The sequence below is a fragment of the Borrelia nietonii YOR genome, from assembly GCF_023035795.1.
GTDB lineage: Bacteria > Spirochaetota > Spirochaetia > Borreliales > Borreliaceae > Borrelia > Borrelia hermsii.
In genome coordinates, this window is record NZ_CP073148.1 from 16,133 (window position 1) to 39,607 (window position 23,475).

The following is a 23,475-nucleotide window of genomic DNA, read 5'->3' on the forward strand; positions in this document are numbered from 1 at the left end:
AAAATTGAATTGTTTTTTAGTAAAATTAATGTAAAATTCAAGTGAATCAATGATTTTATGCTAAAGAGTAAGTAACAAAAGAATGAAGAAAAAAAGGAATAAATGGACTAGAATAAAGCAAAAGATTAAATTTTTTATATTAAAAATACTTAGAAAACAACTTAAAAATACCCTCAAAGATCCAAAACTAATACTAATTAGCACATTACAAATAACAACTGGTTCGCTTTTAATGGCAATATCTACAAACATTTTATACATACCGCATGGACTCTTAAGTGGTGGTATTGCGGGAATTGCACTTATGCTGCATTACCTCTTAAGCTTTAACCTAGGACTTACAATATTCATATTAAATATTCCATTATTCATTATTGGAATCAAATTTCTAAATATAACATTTGTAATTCAAAGCTGGATCGCAATGGCTTTATATTCTCTAATGGTCAATTATTCACAATTCTTGCAATACAAAATGCAAATGAATGATATGATACTTGTATCAATTCTTGCAGGTCTCATATCAGGTCTTGGACTTGGTCTAATATTTAAAGCAAAAGGATCCTCAGGCGGTACAGATATCATCTCTATGATAATTAAAGAAAAATATTCAATTAGCATTGGAACTACAAATTTTCTCTTTAACCTTGCAGTATTATTAATTGCAGCGGCCTTTTTCAATATTGAAATTGCTCTTTATACCCTAATTGCTTCATTTGTAACAGCTATAATGACAGATAAAACAAGTACAGGATTTGGTAATCAAAAAGCAATCCTTATTATCTCAGATAAAGGAAAAGAAATATCTTATTTAATTACCAATAAATTAAAAGTAGCAGCTACACTACTTGAGGGAAAAGGCGCTTGGGCTGGAAACGATAAGACTATAGTTTTTATAGTAGTTCCCACAATGCGTATGTCCAGAATTAAATATATTTCTCAAAAAGTTGACCCTAACTGCTTTATTACAGTACTTAACACAAATGAAATAACTGGTGGAAAAAAAATTATTGAACCAATTACAAATAAAAACGATATTGCAACTTAAAACTTATCTAAAAAAACAATAAAATCATTAACAAACAGACTTAATGTCTCTTTATCATAAAAGATCGACAAAAAATCAATGAATCTTTGTGGAAATGTTGAAATAAATTTTTTCAAAGAACCTTCTTTAATATTGATTTCAAGTTTGAAAGCATGGAGCATCAAAGACATTTCTTTAAACACTTTATCTGGTCTAGTGTAAATACTATCCCCTAATATTGGATGATTTAAATGCTTCATATGAACTCTCAATTGATGCGTACGCCCTGTTTTAGGCTTTAAAGCCACTAAGGAATAATTTCCCATATTAGCTAATACTTTATACTCAGTTAATGCCCTCTTACCTCTATTTTCATACACGCTAAATCTTTTCCTATCATATCTATCTCTATCTATAAAAGTCTCAATGATACCAAAATCAATTTTAAAATTGCCTTTAACAACTGCAATATAAACTTTCTTAACAAATCTTTCTTTAAACTGTTTAGACAAAAAATTTAAAGTTGTCAAATTTTTAGCACAAATCATTACACCAGATGTTTCCTTATCTAACCGGTGCACAATTCCGGGTCTAATTTTATCCTCTTGAAAACTATCCCTTAAGCTCGAGATATGATTTAAAAGAAAATTTACAACAGTATTATCTAAGTTAGATATACCAGGATGACTTAAAATGCCTTGGGGTTTATCCACAACAATGACATTTATATCCTCATAAAGAATACTAATGGGCAAATCCAAGGGCATTACATATTCCTTTAAATCAACTTCTTCATTAAACTTTATTAATATTCTGTCATCCACAAAAACAGGTTTTGACAACTTTATTGAAACAAAAACACCATCATTATATTTAAAAGCTTTTACTTCTCTTTTTTTAATTTGACTTCTAGTAAAAAAACACAAATTTTCAGATAAATAAATATCTAATCTTTGAGAATATTTCCTTACAATAAACTCTTTTTGAAGCTTTTTCATCTAATAAATAAAACAATCAATCAAAGCAATTATTAAAGATATTGCCAACCCAGCTGATGTCGAGATCACAAACTTCTTAAAAGTTTCCTCTTTTGAAAGCTCAAGACCGCTTGAAAAAGGATATGGAAAATCTTTCCCATACATATTATTATTAAAATAATAAGACAAATCAAAACAAAACAAGCCTACAAATAAAGCTATGGGAAAAGCTCCAATGCTTATTGCTGAGAACCTAAATACTTTTCTACCCCAATTAGAATTAATAGTCTTTTCTACGTTTAAATTCTCATTTTCCTGAATATCTTTATAAAGAAAATCATCATTAGATTCAAGCCTCACAAAAACTTCATTACCAAAATTAATATTATTTTCGCTGGAGGAAATATTATCTCGCAGCGAAAATTTGTAATTTAAATTCAAATACTTAAAATCAAATTTAGAATGATCTAAAGAATTTGAATAAAGAATAAAAACGTTAAAAAACAAGAGCAAAAACCTAATCATTATCAATACTTTAATTTTCCAATTCTAATTTCAATGTCAAGGTTATCTCATCAACAAGCTCAGAAACGCCAAAATATTGAATAGGGCCTGGGAAAACATATAGATTATTTACTGCCCATTCTTCACGATTCTTTACAAACTCATTAAAAGGTGCCCCATTCAAATCAACAAGGGCCTTTTTAATAACAGGTTTTGAAATACCATATCTCTCTTCCATATTCATCATCATTGTTAAAGGTACTCCACCTGCAAGCCATTCAGTAGCATTTTTATTTAAGTTCTTAATACTAGACATATAACCTGTTAAGCCATTCAAAACAAGTACAGCAGCATTATATCCCAAGCTATAACAATAATCACTATCAAAATTTGAAGGAGCAACACTTCTACCCTCATAACCAAAAAAATGATCAATGGGAACAAATTTACCACTATATTCACCAAGCTTTCTTAGTCCTTCTAACCTAACACTAACCATTTCCATAAATAGCTTCTCAGTAGGAACTCTTGACACATTAAAGTTACCATGGGGATCTCTTTCCAATACAGAATTTACAAGTTCAATTTGAATAAATAAAGGCAAAGATACATAAACTTCCCTCATATACCCACTAAGTTTAGAGATAAAAATTTTTCTTATAGACTCAACATCTAATCCTTTAAACTCACCTTCATTACTATCAAATATATTACACAACTCACTCATCAAAGATTTAACTTCAGGAATGAACTCAATAACACCTTCAGGAACTATAATAACACCAAAATCATATCCTTTTAAAGAACGATTTAATACAACAGAAGTTATGTCTCCAATAAGTTCTGATAAAGTTTTATTCTTTGCTAAAATTTCCTCAGATATAATGCAGATATTAGGATGGGTCCTTAATGCACATTCAAGAGCAACATGAGATGCACTCCTTCCCATAAGTTTCACAAAATGCCAATATTTCCTAGTTGACATAGCATCACGACATAAATTGCCTATCATTTCAGAATAAGTCTTAGTAGCAGAATCAAATCCAAATGAAATCTGAATATGCTCATTTCTCAAATCAGCATCAATTGTTTTTGGAACACCAATAACTTGAATATCATGATGTTTTTTCTTAAAAAACTCTGCCAATAAGGCTGCATTAGTATTTGAATCATCCCCACCAATAACAATAAGAGCATTAAGATTATTCTTAAGTACAACTGACAAAACCTGATCATACTGAGCATCGGTTTCTATTTTAGTTCGACCAGAAGATACAATATCAAAACCTCCAGTATTTCTGTAAGAATCTATTAAATCTTGCGTAATTTCAATCTTTTTATCATCTAGTAAACCTGAAGGTCCACCTTTAAACCCAAAAATCTTTGAATTTGGATTAGACTTTTTTATCGCATCAAAAATTCCAGCAACAACATTATGTCCTCCAGGAGCAGGTCCACCTGAGAGAATTACCCCCACATTTAAAACTTTTGTAAAATCCACATTTGAAAAACCTTGAGTAAAATTTACAACTGGAAGACCATAAGTATTTTTAAAAATTTCTCTTAAAGCATCTCTATCTCCAAGGGCTTCTGTTTTTTCCCCAAAAACCACACCAATATTTTGAAAATCATTTTCTAAAATTTTAGGCAATTTTGGAGTATATTTATATCTTTCTTTTTGAAAAACTGACATCATATACCTTCTCCTTTCAAGATGTATCTAAATTATTATTAAATAGTAAAATAATTAATCATTAATATCCATATATTCTATATATGATTTAAAAATAAAGTAGCATCACCATAAGAGAAAAATTTATAATTCATTTTTACAGCTTCTCTATAAGCAGTAAATACAAAATCTTTACCACCAAATGAAGACACTAACATTAAAAGGGTTGATTCTGGCGTGTGAAAATTCGTAAAAAGCATATCAATAAACTTAAATTCATACCCCTTCCCTGGATAAATAAAAAGATTGGTTTTTTGATCACCTCGTATAAGCCCTCTTTGCTTATCATAAGCAGATTCTAATGCTCTAAGAGTAGTAGTTCCAACAGCCAAAATTTTTTTGCCTAAAGCCTTTGCCTCCTCAAGTCTAAGAGCTACAGAATCTTTTATTGAAAAACTTTCAAAATGCATTTTATGCTCTTCTATTGTCTTAGTTCTAACAGGAAGAAAGGTCCCAAGCCCAACATGAAGTGTAATAAAATCGTATTCGATATTTTTTTCATCCAATTTAGAAAACAGTTCCTCACTAAAATGCAGACCTGCCGTAGCTGATGCTGATGAACCAATATATTTTGAATAAATTGTTCGGTAACGATCCTCATCTTCTCTATCATAATTTCTCTTAATATAAGGTGGCAAAGGAATAAGCCCATGCTGTTCAAAATAAGATTCATCCACACACTTATTAAATTTAAGAGTAAATTCATTACCTGCTTTTGATATTATTTGGGCCAACAAACCTTGAGGCAACGTATAAACCCTGCCAATGCTTTGTTTTTTAGACTTAGAAATCAGAGATGTAAATGTATCTCCTGTTAGTCTATCTAAAATTAAAAACTCAACACTACCTCCATGATCCGTTTTGGCATATATTCTCGATTTTCTAACCCTTGAATCATTAAATACCAAAAAAGTATTGCTATCAATATACTTAAATATATCGTTTATTGAATCATTATGATAAATTTTTTGCTTGCCAGAATCTAACACCATTAACCTTGATAAACCTCTTTTCTCACTTGGATATTGTGCTATCAAATTATATGGTAGATCAAAATAAAATTCCTTGGTATCCATCCTGTCCACTACCTAAATCATTATGATTATTTTTATTCAAATTTAAATGACAATATGCAAAATCAGTAGCCTTGCGCCCCCTGCTAGTCCTCTCAATTAGACCCTTGAGAATAAGATAAGGTTCATAAAAATCCTCAAGAGAATCTGCTGTCTCACCAACAGAAATTGCTAAAGTTTCAACACCAACAGGTCCACCTTTAAATTTCAGTATTAAACTCCTTAAAATATTTCTATCTTGTTCATCAAGTCCTTCATGATCAATTTTTAACATTTCAAGTCCATCACTCACAATATTCTCTGTAATCAAATCATAACCACCAACTTGCGCAAAATCTCTCATCCGTCTTAAAAGCCTATTTGCTACACGAGGAGTCCCCCTTGAGCTTTTTGCAAGAAGCCAGGCAGCTTTATCCTCAAATTTAACATTTAAAATAATAGAATTTCTCTGTATTATCTTCACAAGTTCATCTTCACTATAAAGCTCAAATCTAGATACAATCCCAAATCTCGCATAAAGTGGTGATGCCACTTTTCCAGGCTTTGTAGTAGCACCAATTAAAGTGAATTTAGGAATTGGCATTCTTACAGTCCTTGCAGCAGGACCTTGTCCAATTATCCAGTCTATCTTATAATCTTCCATTGCAATATAAAGCATCTCTTCTATTACAGGCTTAAGCCTGTGCATCTCATCAATAAATAAAATACTCTTATCATCAAGAGTCGTTAAAATACCAACAATATCCTTTGGCTTATCAAGAGCTGGAGCTGAAGTCACCTTAATTGTAGTATTCATTTCAACAGCAATAATACTAGCCAGAGTAGTCTTCCCAAGCCCTGGAGGACCACTTAAAAAAACATGATCAAGTGCTTCATTTCTATCTCTAGATGCCTTTATAAAAATATTTAAATTTTCCTTAATGTGAGATTGTCCTGCAAAATCTCTAAGGAACTTTGGTCTAAGCTCACTTTCATTCCTATCATACAGAAAATTTTTGTCAGAATTTAGAAGCTTAGCTCCCTCTTCTAAATTCATCTAATCCCTCTCTCTCTTTACTAAACACTGCTATAAGCCTCTAAAAACCCAAAATCTAACCTGAAAGCCTTTTTAAAGTTTCTCTAAATAAAAACTGTTCTTGCTCAACTTCTCTTAACATTAAAAATTCATCAATAAGCATAATTTCCTTGATAGTAGCTACAACCAATTTTCTATCAAAACCCATATTAACAATTGACTGTTCAAGATCTTTAAATTTAAATACACTTGAGGTTAACTCATCAACTTTAACAAGTTTTCCTCTAAGTTTTAAAAATATTTTGCCCGCTACTTTATTTCCAATGCCTTTGACTGTAGAAATACGCTTAACATCTTCCCTTTCAATTGCATCTCTAAACTCATCATATTTCATTCCAGATAACATCCGTAGAGCCGCTCTTGGTCCTATTCCATCAACACTAATAAGTTCTTCAAAAACTTCTCTCTCTGATGCATTTAAAAACCCAAAAAGTTTAATTTCATCTTCTCGAAGATGAAGATAAGTTAATATTTCAACATCCTCCAGCAACCTCAATTCTGCATTACAAAAAGAACTAACCAAAACCTCAAATTCAAAGGGAAGTGCTACAATGACAATACTAGATTCTCTTTTCTCTATAATTTTACCATAAATTTTATTGATCATAGAATTAAATTATAATACATAAAAATTAAGGCTTACCTTATTTCTACCAATAAAAATAAGGTATAAAGTAACTAATAACAAATAAATTTAGGATCAAAGCTCTAAACTAGTTACTGCAATAATTTAATTTTCTTCTCAAGATAACTTGGAAAAACCCTAAAAGCATTCTATGGTTGATGATTACCATGACAAATTACAAGGACCAGTGAATTACTACTATAATCACTAGTAAAAATAAAATCAGATCTCATTCCAAGTAAAACACGAATAGCGTATTTTACTTGTACTTTTGCAATCCTACCAAATCCAAAAATTGAATTTTTGACTTATAGTAAGGTGTACTCATAAAAATATTCTTATTCTTAGCAAAAGAAATATCTTCAATGCTTGCAACATCAGATTTAAACTTATCAATAATAAGAATAATCTCATCAAAAATTGATTCTGGCATATCTTTCAAAGACATAAAAGAATCAATTATGACAGCTCCATCTTGAACATACATATACCTACTCTTCAATATCTAAATTCCCCATCCAACATTTGCAAGACCAGGATCAATACCTAATATTCTTCTCATACTCAATTTTAGAAAAACCTCCATGGCAAACTAATCAATCTAATCAATAATTTCTAAATTATGCACAACTTCTTGAACATCATCAAAATCTTCTAATTTTTCAATAAGAGCAAGGACTTTATCCATTTGTTCCTTATTTAAAGAAATCTTATTTTCAGGAAGAAGAGCAATCTCTGCAATATCTTCCTCAAACTTAGTTCTTAAAACAGACGAAATAGCTTCAAAAGTTTCAGCACTTGTTATAACCTCTATCTGAGAACCTTCACTATAAATATCTTCTGCACCTGCTTCTAATGCAAGCTCCATTATTTCATCTTCAGAATATTTATCTAAACTATACGAAATTAATCCTTTTTTGTGAAACATATAAGATACAGAACCTGGAGCTCCAAGAGAAGCACCATTCTTTGAGAGAACACTGCGTACCTCACTTGCCGTTCTATTTTTATTATCAGTTAAACACTTAATTATCAAAGCTACACCATAAGGTGCATAAGCCTCATAAGTAAGCTCAAAATATTCAGCGCCTGTATTATCCCCAATGCCCTTCTTTATTGCTTTTTCAATATTATCTTTAGGCATATTAGAAACTCTAGCTTTATTAATAGCAAGTCGTAACCTAGGATTAGAATCAATCTCACCTCCACCCATCTTGGCAGCAATACTTATCTCACGAATTAATTTAGTAAAAATCTTATTTCTCTTAGCATCAAGAACACCTTTTTTTCTCTTGATAGTTGACCATTTACTATGACCAGACATTCAAACCTCCACCAACTTTACTAACTTTTCTAAGACATCAAACTTATTATGTCTAATTAGATGTGCCTTAATTGTATTAAACATCAACATAAGAACTGTAACAGGACCAATTCCACCTACTACAGGAGTAATGAATTTAACATTTTCTTTAATTGATTCAAAATCAACATCTCCTACAAGAACATCATTACCATCAACATCTACCCTAGAAATACCAATATCAATAACATAAGGATGTCCAGCAATCATGCTAGCATTTATTAATTTAGGTTTCCCAACAGCAGAAATAATAATATCTGCTTGTCTTACATAAGCATCTAAATTAATACTTTTACTATGACAAGTAATCACAGTTGCATCATAGGGTTTGCAGGAAAGCAAGATAGAAAGAGGCCTCCCAACAAGAGAACTTCTTCCAACAACAACAACAGTCTTACCAGAGATTTTTATTCCCTTATCAAATAAAACCTTCAAAACAGCAAGGGCTGTACAAGGAATAAATCCTGTCCTATCGCCTAAAATCAACTTACCCAAGTTAATAGCAGAAAGTCCATCTACATCCTTTATACTGACTATACTGTTTAAAACCATATTTACATCTATTGCATTAGCAAGGGGCAACTGAACAATAATTCCATCAGTATCTTCATTTACATTTTCAGCCTCAATCAATTGCAAAATATTATCTTGTCCTGAACTCCCATCTAATTTAATAACATGAAAATTAATACCAATCTCTCCAGATACTCTTTCTTTAACAGCAACATAAAGTTTACTTGCAGGGTTATCATTTGCCAAAATCACTTTTAAAGAAATTTTATTTACTAAATCATGATGTACTAAAAACTCTTTCAATAACAAATAATATTGATTTGCAAAAAGTTTACCATCAAAAACATGATTCAAATATAAACCCTCCACCTATTTAGATCAAAAACATCATACATTATACTATACTTGTATTATAAGCATAAATAAAGATGGACTCACACAAAAATTTAATTGTAATAAAACCCGTTTTTCAATATAATAACTTTTAAATAAAGAGTTTCTTAAAATATGGAGAATAATGAAAAAGAATCTTTTAATCGTACTCACCTTACTATTCTTGTTGCATACAAATGTGAAAAGAATTGAAGCATATTCAATTGATAGAAAAGGAAATTCTATTATGGAAGTAGACTTAAGCTTAGGAATTCCCCTTTTTTACAATGATTTATCAAGCGTCTCCTCTTCAAATCTATACCCAGGAGGAATTGGAGCACTTAAATATAGATATCATATCCTAAGCAATTTAGCTATAGGTTTCGAACTTAGATACCTATTTAATTTTGACATCAATCATTCATTTAACTTATTAAATCCTGATTCTGGTATAGGTAAAACATTCAGTACAGTGCCTATCACATTCTTAACAACCTATATCTTTGACATAGGCGAGATCCTTCAAATACCCATATTTTCAAATATAGGATTTTCTTTAAGCTCTTATGGTGATAAAAGTGATAGTATCTCAAATTTAAGAACTTTTGATGCAATGCCTGTAATATCTATTGGTTCTGGAATCTTATGGAATTTCAATTATCAATGGGCTTTAGGAATTACAACTGCATGGTGGACAATGTTTGAATTTGGCAATTCGGCTAAAACCGGACATTTTTTACTAATATCACTCTCAGTAATAGTGAATATCAATAAATTGTAGGTAAATATGGATAAAAAATATTTTACAAAATTTATAATAATAATATTAACACTACTAGTTCTATCATGTTCAAGTGAATCTATCTTTTCTCAGCTTAGCAAGTTGCAAAAAATAAATAGCAATAATAACATCTTAGACAGCTCAAGTCCAAGTGGCATCTCATTAGTCAATGATACCCTTTATATCGCAGCTATGCATTTATTTAAAAAAGAAAATGGAAATATTGAAAGAGTAAATTTTAGCAACTCTTATGAATTTGTAATTGATCTTGTCAATATATCAGGAACAACATATTTATTAGTTCAAAATAAAAATGGGCAACTAGAACTCTACTCTCTTGAGGGTAACAATTGGAAATTTCAATTTCAAAAGAATTTAATTCCAATTAAATTCTTAAAATCAATAGGTAAAAATAATATTACTGCAGCTTATATTCTAGCATTAGGAGAAAATGGTAATCAAATTATTCTAAATATAAATGGAATCGATCAAACTCCCAACGGCACAACCAATAATGATAAATTTTATCAAATATCAAATAACAATAATTTAATTACTGGAAGATTTGCAAAAATTTGGCAACTAAATGGTGGCGGATTTATAAATGTTAACTCAACAAATGAAATAATGGCAATAATAGAAACAAGCATCCGTGGGACCACAGAAACACTGGTACTCACTGGAAGAGAGCATGATACACCGGATAACAAATTCAAAATATACTCAAGCACAAATAACTACAAAGAGCCAATATTTAATCGCGATGGAATAGGAGAATTTATTGCATACTTTGCAAGAGAAGTTAATGGAACAATACTTATCGGAAGCAATAATGGATTTGTAGAACTTATAAAAGATAAAAATACGTTTGCTCTGCAACCACCTTCACAATCTGTATTGCCAGGTTCTTACAATGGTTCACAATTAAGTAAAACAAGACTTAATGATATTATACCCATATCAAATGAAACAATTTATATACTAACCCAAGGGAAAGGATTATGGAAAATTGAAAATAAAAAACTAACTAAAGAATAAACGATGAAAATTCATTGCAAAATTTGAATACCGCACTCTATTAACTTCTTTATGAAAGGATTTTTTAACTTTAATGCCTAAATTAATATTTAATTTAGATCTGAAATATAAATAATTTATATTATTTATATCAAAAACTTGACCCTCATCATTCATAACTTTAATTTGCAAATCCAATAAGTTTTTAACAAATACTATGTCCCTGGTAACCACCATACTATTCTTATCAACTAATTCTAAAATAGAAGAATCAACATCACTTACAACTTTAACATAAGCATTTTTTGACATCTTTAAATTTAAATGCTTATTTGCAACTAAAATAAGCTCCGCATTTCTATTTAACACAAAATTTTGTAAAAATTTTATTATCTCTAAATTACAAGAATCAGCATCAACAAAAATCTTATTTAACAATTTTATAATCCATTATCCTCAATACTAAGAAAGACAAAATACGGGATTGCTTAACAGGCCCAAATACTCTAGAATCATTTAAAATCTTTAAATTCTCATTTAATAGAAAAAATTCATTTTTCTTTAAAGCAAAACACTTAATTACTTCATTAGAGTTAAAAAAATCATTTAATCTATAACCACTCATCAGGTTGCCATTCAAATAATAAGAATTATTAGCTTTTCTATGAACCAAGACATCAAAACTCTTCACATAAACCACATCTCCTTGAATAGCAACTATTTTTGCAATTTTATAATTTTTGGTATTAAAAATTTTTTTTAAAAAAAATGAATCCCTGAAAAAATTTAAAATAAAATTTTCCCTTAAACTTAAATCTTCATAAAGCACAATATCATTCACTTTTAAAGGAATAAAAAAAGATCGTATATATTTTGAAACAAAAATCAAACTATTATTCTTTGTTATTAAAGGCAACATTTCATCACCTTGAAAAGTAAAAATTTGTAAAACAAATTTTGTAAAAATATAATTTAATATCAAAAACAATAAAATAATCTTAAAAAGCTTTTGCCTCCTCTTTTCTCTTAAAAGTCTTTGTTCGAAAGTTAAATACATTGCCATATTTAAATCAAACCTATTCTAGAAAAAGGGAAATACATAAAAAAAGCTTTACCAAGAATCTTATTTTTATCTATGACACCAAAAAATCTACCATCATAAGAATTATCTCTATTATCCCCAACAGGCAATACATACCCATAAGGCACATATATCCCATAATCTCTCATTATTGCCTTCTCCATGTAATAATCAACATATGGCATAAAAGCCACCAAATAACGATATTCCAATCTTTCAACTTCAAATCTATCAACTTCCCTAACATTAAAAAATGAAAAATCGGATATATTCTCTAGATTAACACTTAATTGATTTAATGCAATAAACATAGCAAGATTATCATAAACTTTATAATCTGAATCTTCTATGAGCTTCTTAATACCAAAATTATATCCTAATGCAGCTTTATAAGAATTTTCTTCTGTAAAACTTTCTTCTCCTTCCTTTTTAACAAACACTGTTCCATTTCGAAATCTTACAAGCTTACCATCTGCAAACAACGCCCTTTTGACAAGGAATCTAACACTAGGATTTCCATTTTCATCTCTATCAAGATCAATAAAACTGAAAGTCAACATATAAAGTAATCTATGCAAAATATCAAAAAAAAGCCCTTTTGATTTATATTCAACATTTTCAAAAATCACAATCTCTGCTTCAGCTGGTTCTTTGATTCCATCTATTTTAAATACTCCCGGCAAAAGTTCAGGTCCATAAGAAAATTTATCCACAAATAACAAGTCTCCAATCTGAAGGGTATTTTCCATTGATCCCGATGGAATTCTATATGCTTGTAAAAAATACTGATTTACTCCCAAAACAAAAATTGAAGCACCCAAAAGTTCAAGTACAAAGTTAAACATAAAGCCTCGCCTTTTAGCTTTAAGTTTATAAAAATACTTCCTTTTCTTCCTATAAGTTAAATATCTCTCAATAATCTCCACTAAAAAATTAGCAAACCTATCTAATCTTTTTAAATACATATACTCATCCTCAAAACTAAATTATACATAAAATCAATAATTATCAATATCTTCATAACCACAAAACCTTATTAAAAAATATAATTTTCAATCAAGCATAAACCTATTTGTATTTTTTAATTAATACAAACAAAGAAATATGCAATATTGAATTTCTTTTAATACTTTTTTATAATCACTATATATGCTCAAAGAGAATGATGGTCTTGATATTAATGAGGAATCACTTACAGTAAAATTAAAACCAATATTAGGAATAACTCCAAAGATTTACGTTTTATTTACAATAATTATCTTGCCCTTAATACTAGTATTTAGTTTAATCGTAAACACCAAATTAAACAATCCTGGAGCATACTTAAAGGTAAAAACTAATATCAATAATGCACATGTTTATCTAAATGAAAAATACATTGGAAGAACTCCACTACAAAAATATGTAAATGCCACCAAAGGAACTTTAAAAATTCAAAGGTTTGGTTTTGAGACTTATGAAAAAAAAATTGACATACAAAATAGACTTTTCACAAGTTATAAATTAAATATTGATTTAAAACTAAGAGATCCTGGCAAGATCATTGCACAAAGACAAAAAGAACTCTCGGTTATGACAAAAATTAAAAATACTAACGATAATATAAGACTAATTCCCGTATTTTCATTAATTGTAAACGACCTACAAAATAGCCCAGAATATATAAAAAAATTCTTTAAAACTTCCATTCCATATATACATTCAAATACAATGTTTAAAGACTTTCTCATAGCATACAAAAATACCTATTCAATAAACAATAGCAACAAAGAAATATGGGAATCTTTACAACAAAACTTTAATCTAGACAATAGAGCAATAATTTGGTTTTTTGAAAATCTAGACAAAGAACAACAAAAACAAATATCCAATGAAACATGGTTTAAAACACTAATAGAAAAATTAAAAAGTGAAAAAAAAATATTAAAATTTGAAACTCAAACCATAGACTTGTATCTAAAGAATTTTAAAAAGATAACATCTCAAAATATTGAAAGTATCCATAATTATAAATTATATTCACAAGATCTTACACTTAAGACTACATATAAGTTAAAAGAATTTTTAATCCAAAATAAAAATGTGACTAAAGCTGAATATCAAGACTTTTTAAATGAAAATCCAAAGTGGGCACTAAACAATAAAGATAATTTGATCAAAGAAGAACTTGTAGATGAAGGTTACCTTAAAACTTTTAAACAAATATCTTCAAATGAAGATATTACACACATATCTTATCATGCAGCAATAGAATATGCTAAATGGTATTCTTCAAATTTACCTAAAGGATTTAAAGCAAGACTTCCTATATCTCAAGAATGGGAATTATATCAAAGAGAAGTACCAAAGGCCATAGAAAATCTAAATATCAATGAAATATCTAAAAAAGTTGGGTTTTGGAATCTAATGCAAAGCTCAAGCTTCAATGAATCCATATTATTTCAAAACGAAAACGATATATATTCTGCAAACTCACATTTCAACTCACTAATCACTGAGATTAGAACATATAACTATAATAACAGCTCAAAACTTAAACCTTCAACTAAAGCTTCATTTTTAAAATATTGGAGCTCTCCAAATATTGGATTTAGACTAGTTATTGAAAAGGAATAGATGTGAACTCATTACTACTTGAAAACAAAAAAGCAAGATTCAATTACTTCATTGAAGATAAAATAAGTTGTGGAATTGTTTTAAAAGGAACTGAAGTTAAATCCATTAAATTAAAAAAATTTTCATTTAATGATAGTTTTGCCAGCATTAAAAAAGATGAAATATGGCTTGAAAATTTACATATAGCAAAATATAAAGAAGGTAATATTTTCAATCACGAAGAAATAAGACGCAGAAAACTTCTTATAACAAAAAAAGAAATACAAAAGTTAAAAAAGTTTAAAGAAAAAGAAGGATACACATTAATTCCTATCTCGATTTATCTAAAAAATTCATTAATAAAAGTAGAACTTGGAGTATGCAAAGGCAAAAAATTATTTGATAAACGAGAAATGTTAAAACAGAAAAGCATAAAAAAAGATCTAAGTCGTGAAATTAAACAATATAAATAAACTAAATATCCAATCATAAAGCTTTAGAAATATAAATACACCCTAAAAGGCACTGAAAACAAATACTACCAGATTATTTAAGAGTAGTTATAAATAAGCAAGATTATAACTACTCAATTCTTATTTGACTTTTATAATCAATATCTCTTAATAAAAGAAAGTTCAAACATAAACCTAGTATCTTCATCAAAACTCATATCAATTTCAGGTTGAAATCCTCCCAATGTAATTCCCAAATTTTCTTGAAGTTTTCTATTGTAACTAGACGCATGCGTAAAGGGAAGTATAACTTCAACAAGTCGTGTTAAAGCCATAGTAACCCCCCCTAATGCAACTAAAGATAAAGCAACCACTGATGTCTTACTACCATCACTTGCAGGAACAGAGTTAACCATAGAATATGCACCATAACTTAATAAACCTAAACCCAAAGCATCAAACCCTAAAATCAGTAGTCCGCCAGTAATGTCCCCCTGTACTAAAGATCCTATTCCAAACCCCACAAAACAATTCAATAGGAAAGGAATTAAAGGATCTTTTTTATAAGTCTCATAAAGTAACATCTTTTCCACATTACCACCAGTTCCCACACTATTAGACGCCATCGCATCATAACTTTGGGCAAAACCAACAACAGTATAAAGGACAATTAGCATTAAAATCAATATTTTTTTCATAAATACACCCCCAAATAAATTATCCGTCTTCTGAATTATATACATATTAAGAAAATTATTCAATCTTTAAATTTTGCTACAAATTTATTTAAACTTAACTTTTTTAATAGCACTGCTTGCAATCCTTTTCCCAACAGAAATTCGTGATTTGATCATAAAATCATCAATATTAATCATTTTAATCACATCTCTACTAGTAGAAAATTCTACAAATCCTGGATTTAAAGCAAAATCTACAAATTCATCCTCATCATTTAAAAATTTATACACCTTATCCGTAATGAACTTATCTATCTTAAATCTCTTAACATAATAAAAATTATCAGTTTTATTTAGATAAATTATAGAAAACACTTGATCTTTAGAATTATTTATATCATAAACTAAAGCATTCACATTATTCTTATCAATAAAGGTTTTATCCTCAATATTTTTCAAAATATAAGAATTCTTTTTAAATATCAGTATTTTATCATAATAGCTAGCATTACCAATAAACTCGCCATCAATAAGACTGGTTCCAACAAAACCTGCCTTTAAGTTTAAATAAACTTTCATATTTTTAGTAGCTATTTCTCTAACATTTTTTGACTTAATAAGAGATATTTCCGTCTTCCTATGATAAATTTTAGAATATTTTGCAAGAAGTTTATCAATAAAATTTATTGAATAACCTCTAATTGACTTAATATTACTCTCTACACTTCGTAAGTCTTTACTTAAAGCCCTGATATCTTTATTGTTCTTATCAATATCAAACATACTTATTTTTCTAATAGGAATTTTAAGTAAATTTTCAATATCATCTAAAACAATATCTCTAGACAAGCTATCTTTATACTTTAAAATTTCACTAAGCACAATACCAACAACATCAGATTCTTTTGAAATAGTCTCAAGAATTTTATAAATCTTCTTTTCAATAAATATTTGCTCCAAGGTCTTAGAGAATATTTTTTCAAGTATTTTACTTTTTTCTAGTTCAAGTTCCATCTTTAAAACCTTTTGCAAATGCTCAGCATGGAACTTGATAATATCTGTGATAGTATAGATAACAGGATATCTCTCACTCAGTAAAAGCAAATTAACAGAAATAGAAACTTGACAATTCGTATAATGATACAGTTTTTCAATAACTTCACTTGCATAAACTCCTCTTGGAAGAGTTAATTCAATCTCTACATTCTCAGTAGTAAAATCGTTAATACTTGAGACCTTAATATAATTTTTTCGAATAGCTCTCTCAATTGAAGCTATCAAACTTTCAGTGGTTTCTCCAAATGGCAATTCTTTTATTAAAATGGCCTTATTATCATCTGTAGTCTCAATTCTTGCACGAACCAAAACTTTGCCATTTCCATCAGCATACTCATTAACATCGACTATCCCACCTGTTGGAAAATCAGGATAAATCTCATAAGACTCTCCAAGCAACTCACTCTTAACAGCACTTAAAATCTCATTAAAGTTATGGGGAAGGATTTTAGCAGCCATTCCAACAGCAATTCCTTCACTTCCCTGAATAAGTATTACAGGAATTTTAGCGGGAAAAATCAAAGGTTCATTATTACGACCATCATAAGAAGGCTCATAAGATGTTATTTCCTTGCTATAAAGCACCTCAAATGCCAGAGGGGTCAATCGACATTCAATATAACGCGATGCAGAAGCAGGGTCACCCGTTAAAAGATTACCAAAATTTCCTTGTTTTTCAATAAATAAATCCTTATTTGCCATATTAACAAGTGCTTCATAAATTGAAGTATCTCCATGGGGATGGTATTTCATTGCATTTCCAACAACATTTGCAACCTTATGAAAATTACCATCATTCATCTCAAAAAGAGAATGTATGATCCGTCTCTGCACAGGCTTAAATCCATCAATAACACTAGCAATTGCACGATCCTTAATGACATAAGATGAATACTGTAAAAAATTATCCTTAAGTAATGTTTTAATATCCATTAGATTAAATTCTCCATAATAAAGTTTCGCCTCTCAGGAGTATTTGGCCCCATATAAAACCCTAGTTGCTCTTTTATTTCCTTAATGTTGACAAGATCTACTTTTGTAAGTTTAATAGTAGCAACATCAATAAAACTCCTAAACTCACTTGGAGAAATCTCTCCAAGTCCTTTAAATCTTGTAACTTCTGGATTTTTAAGTTCAAAAATAGCTTTTTGCTTCTCTTCTTCAGAATAACAATAAATAGTGGAACTTTTATTTCTTACTCTAAAGAGTGGTGTTTCTAAAATATAGATATGTTTATTTAAAACCAAATCTTCAAAATAAGTCAAGAAAAATGTTAAAAGCAAATTCCTAATATGAAAACCATCAAAATCTGCATCTGTAGCAATTACTATCTTATTATATCTCAAATTTTCAATTGATTCTTCAATACCAAGAGCCACCATCATATTGTAAAGTTCTTCATTTTTATATATCTCAGACTTATTTTTTTCAAACATGTTTTGAGGCTTACCACGAAGAGAAAATATAGCCTGTGTATATACATCTCTACAAGAGACCATTGAACCTGTTGCAGAATCCCCTTCTGTTAAGAAGATCATAGTCGAATCAGCATGCATACTCTTTTCATTAAAGTGGAATTTACAATCCTTAAGCTTAGGAATTTTAAAAGATATTCTCTTAGCTCTCTCTTTTGCCTCTCTACGTACGCTACTCAATTCTTTTCTAAGACGTTCATTGTCAACAACTTTGCTTTCAATTGCCTTTGCAAGTGTCTTATCTTTATAAAGAATCTCTAAGATTACCCTTTGTACTTCCTTAGCAACATTGCTTCTAGTTTCAATATTACCAAGCTTATTCTTAGTCTGACTTTCAAATATTGGATCTTTTATCTTAACTGAAAGAGTAGCTACAAGTCCTTCTCTAATATCAGTAGATGAATATGTTTTTTTTAAAAAATCATTAATGGCTCTAGCAAAACCTTCTCTAAAGCCTGTCTGATGGGTACCCCCATCACTAGTATACTGTCCATTTACAAATGAAAAATATGTTTCGCCATAATTGTTTGTATGAGAGAAGGCAAATTCTAAAGTCTTACTAGAATAATAAACAAAATTATAAAGTAAATCTTCATCTTTAATCTCAGCATTTATAAAATCAAGAAGTCCATTATCAGATTGAAAAATCTGATCATTATAATTAATTTTTAAACCTTTATTTAAGCAAGCATAGTGAAAAAATCTTCTTCGTAAAAAATCTTCACTATATTTATATTTACCAAAAATCTCAGTATCAGCTAAAAATTCAATATAAGTGCCATCCTGCTCATCAGATTTACCCTCTGTAGACTTAATTAAATTTCCTTTTGAAAAAATAGCCTCAAAGAAGTTTCCTTCCCTTATTGACCTTACTAAAAATTTTGAGCTTAAAGCATTAACGGCCTTAGTTCCAACGCCATTAAGTCCTACAGAAAATTGGAAAACATCATCATTATATTTAGCACCAGTATTAATAACAGAAACACTCTCTACAACTTTTCCAAGAGGAATTCCACGACCATAATCCCTTACACTCATGACATTATCTTCCTTTTTTATCACAATTTCTTTGCCATGACCCATAATAAATTCATCAATTGAATTATCGATGATCTCTTTAACTAAAATGTAAATACCATCATCAATATTAGAGCCATCTCCCAATCTCCCAATATACATTCCAGATCGCAACCTAATATGCTCAAGGGAAGATAATGTAACAATCTTACTCTCATCATAATTATTTGTCTTCATTTAAATTCCTATCAATATTATATTGAATTTTCATTATTTCTAGTTTTTTAACTATCTTATCTCTAACAATAATATGAAGCCTCTCTTTTTCATCATTTGTCAAATTAGAAACATCTATTAAAGAATGAATATGTACATATATGGATAATCCCGAATTCAATATCAAATTTTTAACAAAAACCTTATGCGTATTAAACAAAGTAACAGGAATAATTGGAGAATTTGTCCTTAAAGCCAGATTAACAGAACCTCTTTTAAAATCTTTTGTATCCTTACCTCTATTCCTAGTACCTTCAGGAAAAATTCCAATAACCCCCCCCTCTTGAATAACCTTAGTCGCTTTCCTTTGAGTAATAGCAGATGATTTTATGCTATTTCTATTTACAAAAATAGCTCCCATAGAAATTAATAAAAAATTAACTAACGGAATGTTTAAAAGCGATCTCTTAGCAACTATCACAAAGGGTTTTGCAAAGACATAAATTAAAAAAAGTGGATCCATTGAAGCAATATGATTTGCCATAATGACTACACCACCCTTCTGAAAAGAACAATCATTATCTTTTGTAATAACAACCTTAATTCCAGCAAACCACAAACAACTCTTAATAGCAAATCTAACTAATATAAAACTAAAGTTTATAAAATGATTTTCAAACTTAAAAAGTTTAAAAATTAAAAATACTGGAAATAAAACAGTAAAAATCAAAATGAAGAAAAAAAAATTAATATAAGTTACAATACTTCTTAATATTTTCATAAAATTTATCCTAATTTCTCTATCCTTTCAAGTTTCAATTTCTGCCCTTTCATCAAATTTACTTCATCTTTTAAAATTTTAATAGGATTAAGAACAATTGTAGAAAACTTTTGCTTCTGCACTATTCGCTCGCTATACTCAATAATAAAGGCTGCTCTTATCTTATTTTCATCCATGCTAATTTCATACTCAAGCACTAAATTATTATTTAAACTAAAAACATTAAAAATTCCATAATAAATGTTATCCCCAACAATATAAGTAAGATTAGGATAAGAAAAATCATAAATTATATCCTTACACACATAATTACCATTTGGAATAAACAAAGGATTCTCTGAATCATCAACTAAAACAGAATCATTAAACCGTTTAAAAACACCTGAGAATCCATACTTATCATAAGCATCAGTTCCAGTATCAATTTTTATTTCAATATTATCAATATCAATGATTTTAATCCAAAAATTATACACTATTAAATCTGAAAAAATAGACCTGGTACTAATATTAAGAGTATTATAAGCAGGTCTTGAGATATACTCAATGTGTGCTATTTCTTGAGAATTGTTCTTAAAAATACTAATTTCATTAAGATGCCTATTAAACGATAAAAATAAAACATTTTCAGGATTTGATTTCCCTAAACGTTGATGTGCATCACTATCATACCAAACACCATACAAAAATTTATAAACTTCATCTTTGGGCAAATGCTTTAAAGTCTTATATACATCGTTATCTATTCGCCTGATCTTCTCACTAGCGGACAAAGGATAATACTTACCTTGCAATTGAGAATACTCATACTTTTCTATTTTACTTATTACCATATCCTCACCCTGCTTTTCATACCTTTCTAAAGAAATAGAATAACTCTCCCTTGATCTCTTATCATCATAAGCTGAAGATCTCTCATATTTATTTATAATAATACTTCCATTCACCTTATCAAAAAATATAGGTCTATACGATGCAACATTATTAGCAACAGCTCTTTGAAAGACATACAAAACAGAATCTTCATTTAAAAAACCTTGAACTACTATATCAAAATCATAATCACCAGTAATATCTTCAAGATACATATTGTAAGAATTTTTAGAATCAATATCTACTTGTGTTTTAAAAAGAACGACTGCCCCATGACTTTTTGGATCAAAACCAATAATAAATAAATAAGTTTTAAGATCCGCAAAATTTTGCGCTAAAACTACTTGTTCAAAATAAACATCTAAATTTAAATTTTCCTGATGAACTGACAGAATCTTGTAACCCTTAAGATCAATAAGAGAACCAAAAACATCATCTCCAGTATCTCCACTTACATCCACATCAGAATAATTTATTTTACTAACTTTCTTTATCTCTTTATTAAAAACAATAAAATCCTTATTTCCCTTAACACAAGAAAATAAAATCAAAAGAAGAAATATAATCCATTTTTTAAAACACATATCACATGATTTTTACCTATTATTTTCACCAACAACTTAAATTTTTGCAACATACTTAATTGCTGGTCTTTAAACCAAAATCCTGCAAAGAAAAAAATGCCTCATTAAAATTTTCCTTAAAATTATTTTTATTCAAAACATAATCTCTCACTAACTTATTATTCGCCTGATAAAGACTATCAAAAATACGATCTTCTTTAATTACATTATCAGAACTAACAGAATAATTAACACTTGAACGCAAAGAAAATAAATAAACTTTGTGATCTGCTAGAAAAGGCTTAGACCATTGACCTTCTTTCAAATCAAAAATAACATCATAAAAATCCTTACTATTACTAAAATTTGAGAGTTCCTTTATAGTACTAGGATAAACATTCATATTATAAGCAAGATTAACAGTATCTTCTTTTATTGCCAAATTATGTTTTTTTAAAACTTGTTGCGATCCATCAGAACTAATTTCACTCAAAACACCATTAAGCTTATTCTCAAGAAAAGTTTCAATAACATTTGGTTCATAAGTTTCTATGTAATTCCTAACAGCATTAATATCATGCTCTGAATTTTTATCAAAATCATAAACATTGCTTAATGCTTTGTATATCTCATATTCATTTCCATTCTTGGATTTAATAGGACTCGTAAATTCATTCATCTTCAAAGAAAAAATTGCAGCAAGATCTTCCTTTTTCTCAAGATTAAGATCCAAATCAAAATAATATTTCCTAGAAGAAGCAACACCTTTAAAATTAGTAACGTCTTCGGAATAAAATTTAGCAACCTCTTCAAAAGGCATACCCTTAGACAATTTTTCATAAGCATCACCAGCATCCCCTAAATTTTTAAAACGAATAGACACAATATCTAAACTCTTAAATAACTTTTGGTTCTGCTCAGCATAAGAGCTGACCTCATCTTTCGGAAAATCTTGATATGAGAGTTCAACATAAGCAATATTCTTTCTAACTTCACTCATACTTTTAATAGCATTCGGGATAGAATCTGGCAATATAAAGCTGCTGCTTAAAAAAACTTGGATGTTTGAAGAGAGTAAGTTCTCTACTGCTTCACTATGAATTTTAAACTTTTGATAATCAGAAACTTTATTATATCTCTTAGGACTAAAATTACCACTAGAGTCTAAATACACAGGAGAGCTCATTAAATTTTTATTCAAAATATTTTTTGAAACATAGAAGCTATTAGTCTTTGCCAAATCCAAAAAGGCAATATCTTCAACATATTTCATAAAAGCCAAGTTCCAAATAAAATATTCTATATCAAGATTGTTATCTTTTTTTAATTTAGAATAAAAATTTGAGTAAGAATTAACATATTGAGCCAATTTATTACCTTTTTCATAATAAATTGGTTGTCCTTTATAAGATCCAAATTTTAAATTAGATGAATCAGTAGTATCAAATAAGCCTGGCATTAAGGGTGCAATAATAAACCCAAATACAATTAAGATAAGTGCTAAAAGCCCCCATATCCCAACCCTTTTATCATTAAAATCAAATTTGGATATAATTTCTTTTGTCTCTCTTACTCTCTTACGCATAAAAACAACCTTTAATATTTAAGTAAAATAACATTTTAAATACTA

At 29.0% G+C, this 23,475-nt stretch carries 23 protein-coding genes; 5 read left to right on the top strand and 18 right to left on the bottom strand.

The genetic code is table 11. The annotated features are described in order from the left end of the window. Positions 1-82: 82 nt before the first annotated feature. The gene (locus bhYOR_RS00085; RefSeq protein WP_025399377.1) at positions 83-1,048 is read left to right on the top strand and encodes a YitT family protein; all 966 of its coding nucleotides are present in this window, start codon (positions 83-85) and stop codon (positions 1,046-1,048) included. Here bhYOR_RS00085 and bhYOR_RS00090 read toward each other — a convergent pair. The 9 genes from bhYOR_RS00090 to bhYOR_RS00130 all read right to left on the bottom strand — a co-directional run bounded on the left by bhYOR_RS00090 (position 1,045) and on the right by bhYOR_RS00130 (position 9,243). Beyond that, complete coding sequence (locus tag bhYOR_RS00090) at positions 1,045-2,025, bottom strand: RluA family pseudouridine synthase (RefSeq protein WP_025433946.1); 981 nt, start codon at positions 2,023-2,025, stop codon at positions 1,045-1,047. The genes bhYOR_RS00085 and bhYOR_RS00090 overlap by 4 nt on opposite strands. After that, positions 2,026-2,532, bottom strand: a complete 507-nt coding sequence (locus bhYOR_RS00095) for a hypothetical protein (RefSeq protein WP_025433947.1) — start codon at positions 2,530-2,532, stop codon at positions 2,026-2,028. Positions 2,533-2,539: 7 nt separating this feature from the next. Beyond that, a complete protein-coding gene (locus bhYOR_RS00100; RefSeq protein ID WP_025399380.1) occupies positions 2,540-4,204 on the bottom strand; it encodes a diphosphate--fructose-6-phosphate 1-phosphotransferase in 1,665 nt (554 codons plus the stop codon). Between the two features lie 74 nt (positions 4,205-4,278). Next, positions 4,279-5,316 (bottom strand): tRNA preQ1(34) S-adenosylmethionine ribosyltransferase-isomerase QueA, encoded by a 1,038-nt coding sequence (gene queA / locus bhYOR_RS00105; RefSeq protein WP_025399381.1) that lies wholly within the window; start codon positions 5,314-5,316, stop codon positions 4,279-4,281. Beyond that, positions 5,291-6,349, bottom strand: a complete 1,059-nt coding sequence (gene ruvB, locus bhYOR_RS00110; RefSeq protein WP_025399382.1) for a Holliday junction branch migration DNA helicase RuvB — start codon at positions 6,347-6,349, stop codon at positions 5,291-5,293. The genes queA and ruvB overlap by 26 nt, the downstream gene beginning before the upstream one ends. Before the next feature lie 55 nt (positions 6,350-6,404). Then, positions 6,405-6,995: a Holliday junction branch migration protein RuvA gene (ruvA, locus tag bhYOR_RS00115; RefSeq protein ID WP_025399383.1), complete on the bottom strand. Its 591-nt coding sequence runs from the start codon at positions 6,993-6,995 to the stop codon at positions 6,405-6,407. Between the two features lie 277 nt (positions 6,996-7,272). Next, the gene (locus tag bhYOR_RS00120; protein WP_155265582.1) at positions 7,273-7,515 is read right to left on the bottom strand and encodes a RuvC family protein; all 243 of its coding nucleotides are present in this window, start codon (positions 7,513-7,515) and stop codon (positions 7,273-7,275) included. A gap of 99 nt (positions 7,516-7,614) precedes the next feature. After that, positions 7,615-8,337: a YebC/PmpR family DNA-binding transcriptional regulator gene (locus bhYOR_RS00125; RefSeq protein ID WP_038446110.1), complete on the bottom strand. Its 723-nt coding sequence runs from the start codon at positions 8,335-8,337 to the stop codon at positions 7,615-7,617. Then, complete coding sequence (locus tag bhYOR_RS00130) at positions 8,338-9,243, bottom strand: bifunctional 5,10-methylenetetrahydrofolate dehydrogenase/5,10-methenyltetrahydrofolate cyclohydrolase (RefSeq protein ID WP_025399385.1); 906 nt, start codon at positions 9,241-9,243, stop codon at positions 8,338-8,340. It lies immediately after the preceding gene. A 163-nt stretch (positions 9,244-9,406) separates the two neighbouring features. On the opposite strand from bhYOR_RS00130, the gene bhYOR_RS00135 reads away from it, so the two are divergent. Together bhYOR_RS00135 and bamB are read left to right on the top strand one after the other, a co-directional pair. Continuing rightward, the gene (locus bhYOR_RS00135) at positions 9,407-10,042 is read left to right on the top strand and encodes a BB0027 family outer member beta-barrel protein (protein WP_025399386.1); all 636 of its coding nucleotides are present in this window, start codon (positions 9,407-9,409) and stop codon (positions 10,040-10,042) included. Between the two features lie 6 nt (positions 10,043-10,048). After that, the gene (gene bamB, locus bhYOR_RS00140) at positions 10,049-11,080 is read left to right on the top strand and encodes an outer membrane protein assembly factor BamB (RefSeq protein ID WP_025399387.1); all 1,032 of its coding nucleotides are present in this window, start codon (positions 10,049-10,051) and stop codon (positions 11,078-11,080) included. On the opposite strand, the gene bhYOR_RS00145 is transcribed toward bamB, so the two are convergent. From bhYOR_RS00145 to lepB (bhYOR_RS00155), 3 genes are read right to left on the bottom strand one after another with little or no spacing between them, the layout of a single operon-like run. After that, the gene (locus bhYOR_RS00145) at positions 11,066-11,497 is read right to left on the bottom strand and encodes a DUF188 domain-containing protein (protein WP_025399388.1); all 432 of its coding nucleotides are present in this window, start codon (positions 11,495-11,497) and stop codon (positions 11,066-11,068) included. The two genes, bamB and bhYOR_RS00145, sit on opposite strands and share 15 nt — an antisense overlap. Next, positions 11,487-12,122 carry a signal peptidase I gene (lepB, locus tag bhYOR_RS00150; protein WP_025399389.1) on the bottom strand — a complete coding sequence of 212 codons (636 nt, stop codon included), beginning with the start codon at positions 12,120-12,122 and terminating at the stop codon, positions 11,487-11,489. The genes bhYOR_RS00145 and lepB (bhYOR_RS00150) overlap by 11 nt, the downstream gene beginning before the upstream one ends. A 2-nt stretch (positions 12,123-12,124) precedes the next feature. Then, on the bottom strand, positions 12,125-13,105 hold the full coding sequence (lepB, locus tag bhYOR_RS00155; RefSeq protein WP_025399390.1) for a signal peptidase I: 981 nt from the start codon (positions 13,103-13,105) through the stop codon (positions 12,125-12,127). 184 nt (positions 13,106-13,289) lie between these two features. Here lepB (bhYOR_RS00155) and bhYOR_RS00160 point away from each other — a divergent pair, with 184 nt between their 5' ends. Then, a complete protein-coding gene (locus bhYOR_RS00160; protein ID WP_025399391.1) occupies positions 13,290-14,756 on the top strand; it encodes a PEGA domain-containing protein in 1,467 nt (488 codons plus the stop codon). Further along, entirely contained in the window at positions 14,753-15,208 is a 456-nt protein-coding gene (gene smpB / locus bhYOR_RS00165) for an SsrA-binding protein SmpB (RefSeq protein WP_025399392.1), read from the top strand. The genes bhYOR_RS00160 and smpB overlap by 4 nt, the downstream gene beginning before the upstream one ends. Before the next feature lie 137 nt (positions 15,209-15,345). On the opposite strand, the gene bhYOR_RS00170 is transcribed toward smpB, so the two are convergent. The 6 genes from bhYOR_RS00170 to bhYOR_RS00195 all read right to left on the bottom strand — a co-directional run bounded on the left by bhYOR_RS00170 (position 15,346) and on the right by bhYOR_RS00195 (position 23,430). Beyond that, the gene (locus bhYOR_RS00170) at positions 15,346-15,885 is read right to left on the bottom strand and encodes a P13 family porin (RefSeq protein WP_025399393.1); all 540 of its coding nucleotides are present in this window, start codon (positions 15,883-15,885) and stop codon (positions 15,346-15,348) included. Between the two features lie 84 nt (positions 15,886-15,969). Continuing rightward, entirely contained in the window at positions 15,970-17,853 is a 1,884-nt protein-coding gene (locus bhYOR_RS00175) for a DNA topoisomerase IV subunit A (RefSeq protein ID WP_025399394.1), read from the bottom strand. Beyond that, positions 17,853-19,649, bottom strand: a complete 1,797-nt coding sequence (locus bhYOR_RS00180; protein WP_025433949.1) for a DNA topoisomerase IV subunit B — start codon at positions 19,647-19,649, stop codon at positions 17,853-17,855. The genes bhYOR_RS00175 and bhYOR_RS00180 overlap by 1 nt, the downstream gene beginning before the upstream one ends. Continuing rightward, positions 19,636-20,409 carry a lysophospholipid acyltransferase family protein gene (locus bhYOR_RS00185; protein WP_025399396.1) on the bottom strand — a complete coding sequence of 258 codons (774 nt, stop codon included), beginning with the start codon at positions 20,407-20,409 and terminating at the stop codon, positions 19,636-19,638. The genes bhYOR_RS00180 and bhYOR_RS00185 overlap by 14 nt, the downstream gene beginning before the upstream one ends. A gap of 5 nt (positions 20,410-20,414) precedes the next feature. Beyond that, entirely contained in the window at positions 20,415-21,866 is a 1,452-nt protein-coding gene (locus bhYOR_RS00190; protein ID WP_025433950.1) for a pallilysin-related adhesin, read from the bottom strand. 55 nt (positions 21,867-21,921) lie between these two features. Further along, positions 21,922-23,430, bottom strand: a complete 1,509-nt coding sequence (locus bhYOR_RS00195) for a peptidylprolyl isomerase (protein ID WP_025433951.1) — start codon at positions 23,428-23,430, stop codon at positions 21,922-21,924. Positions 23,431-23,475 lie beyond the last annotated feature (45 nt).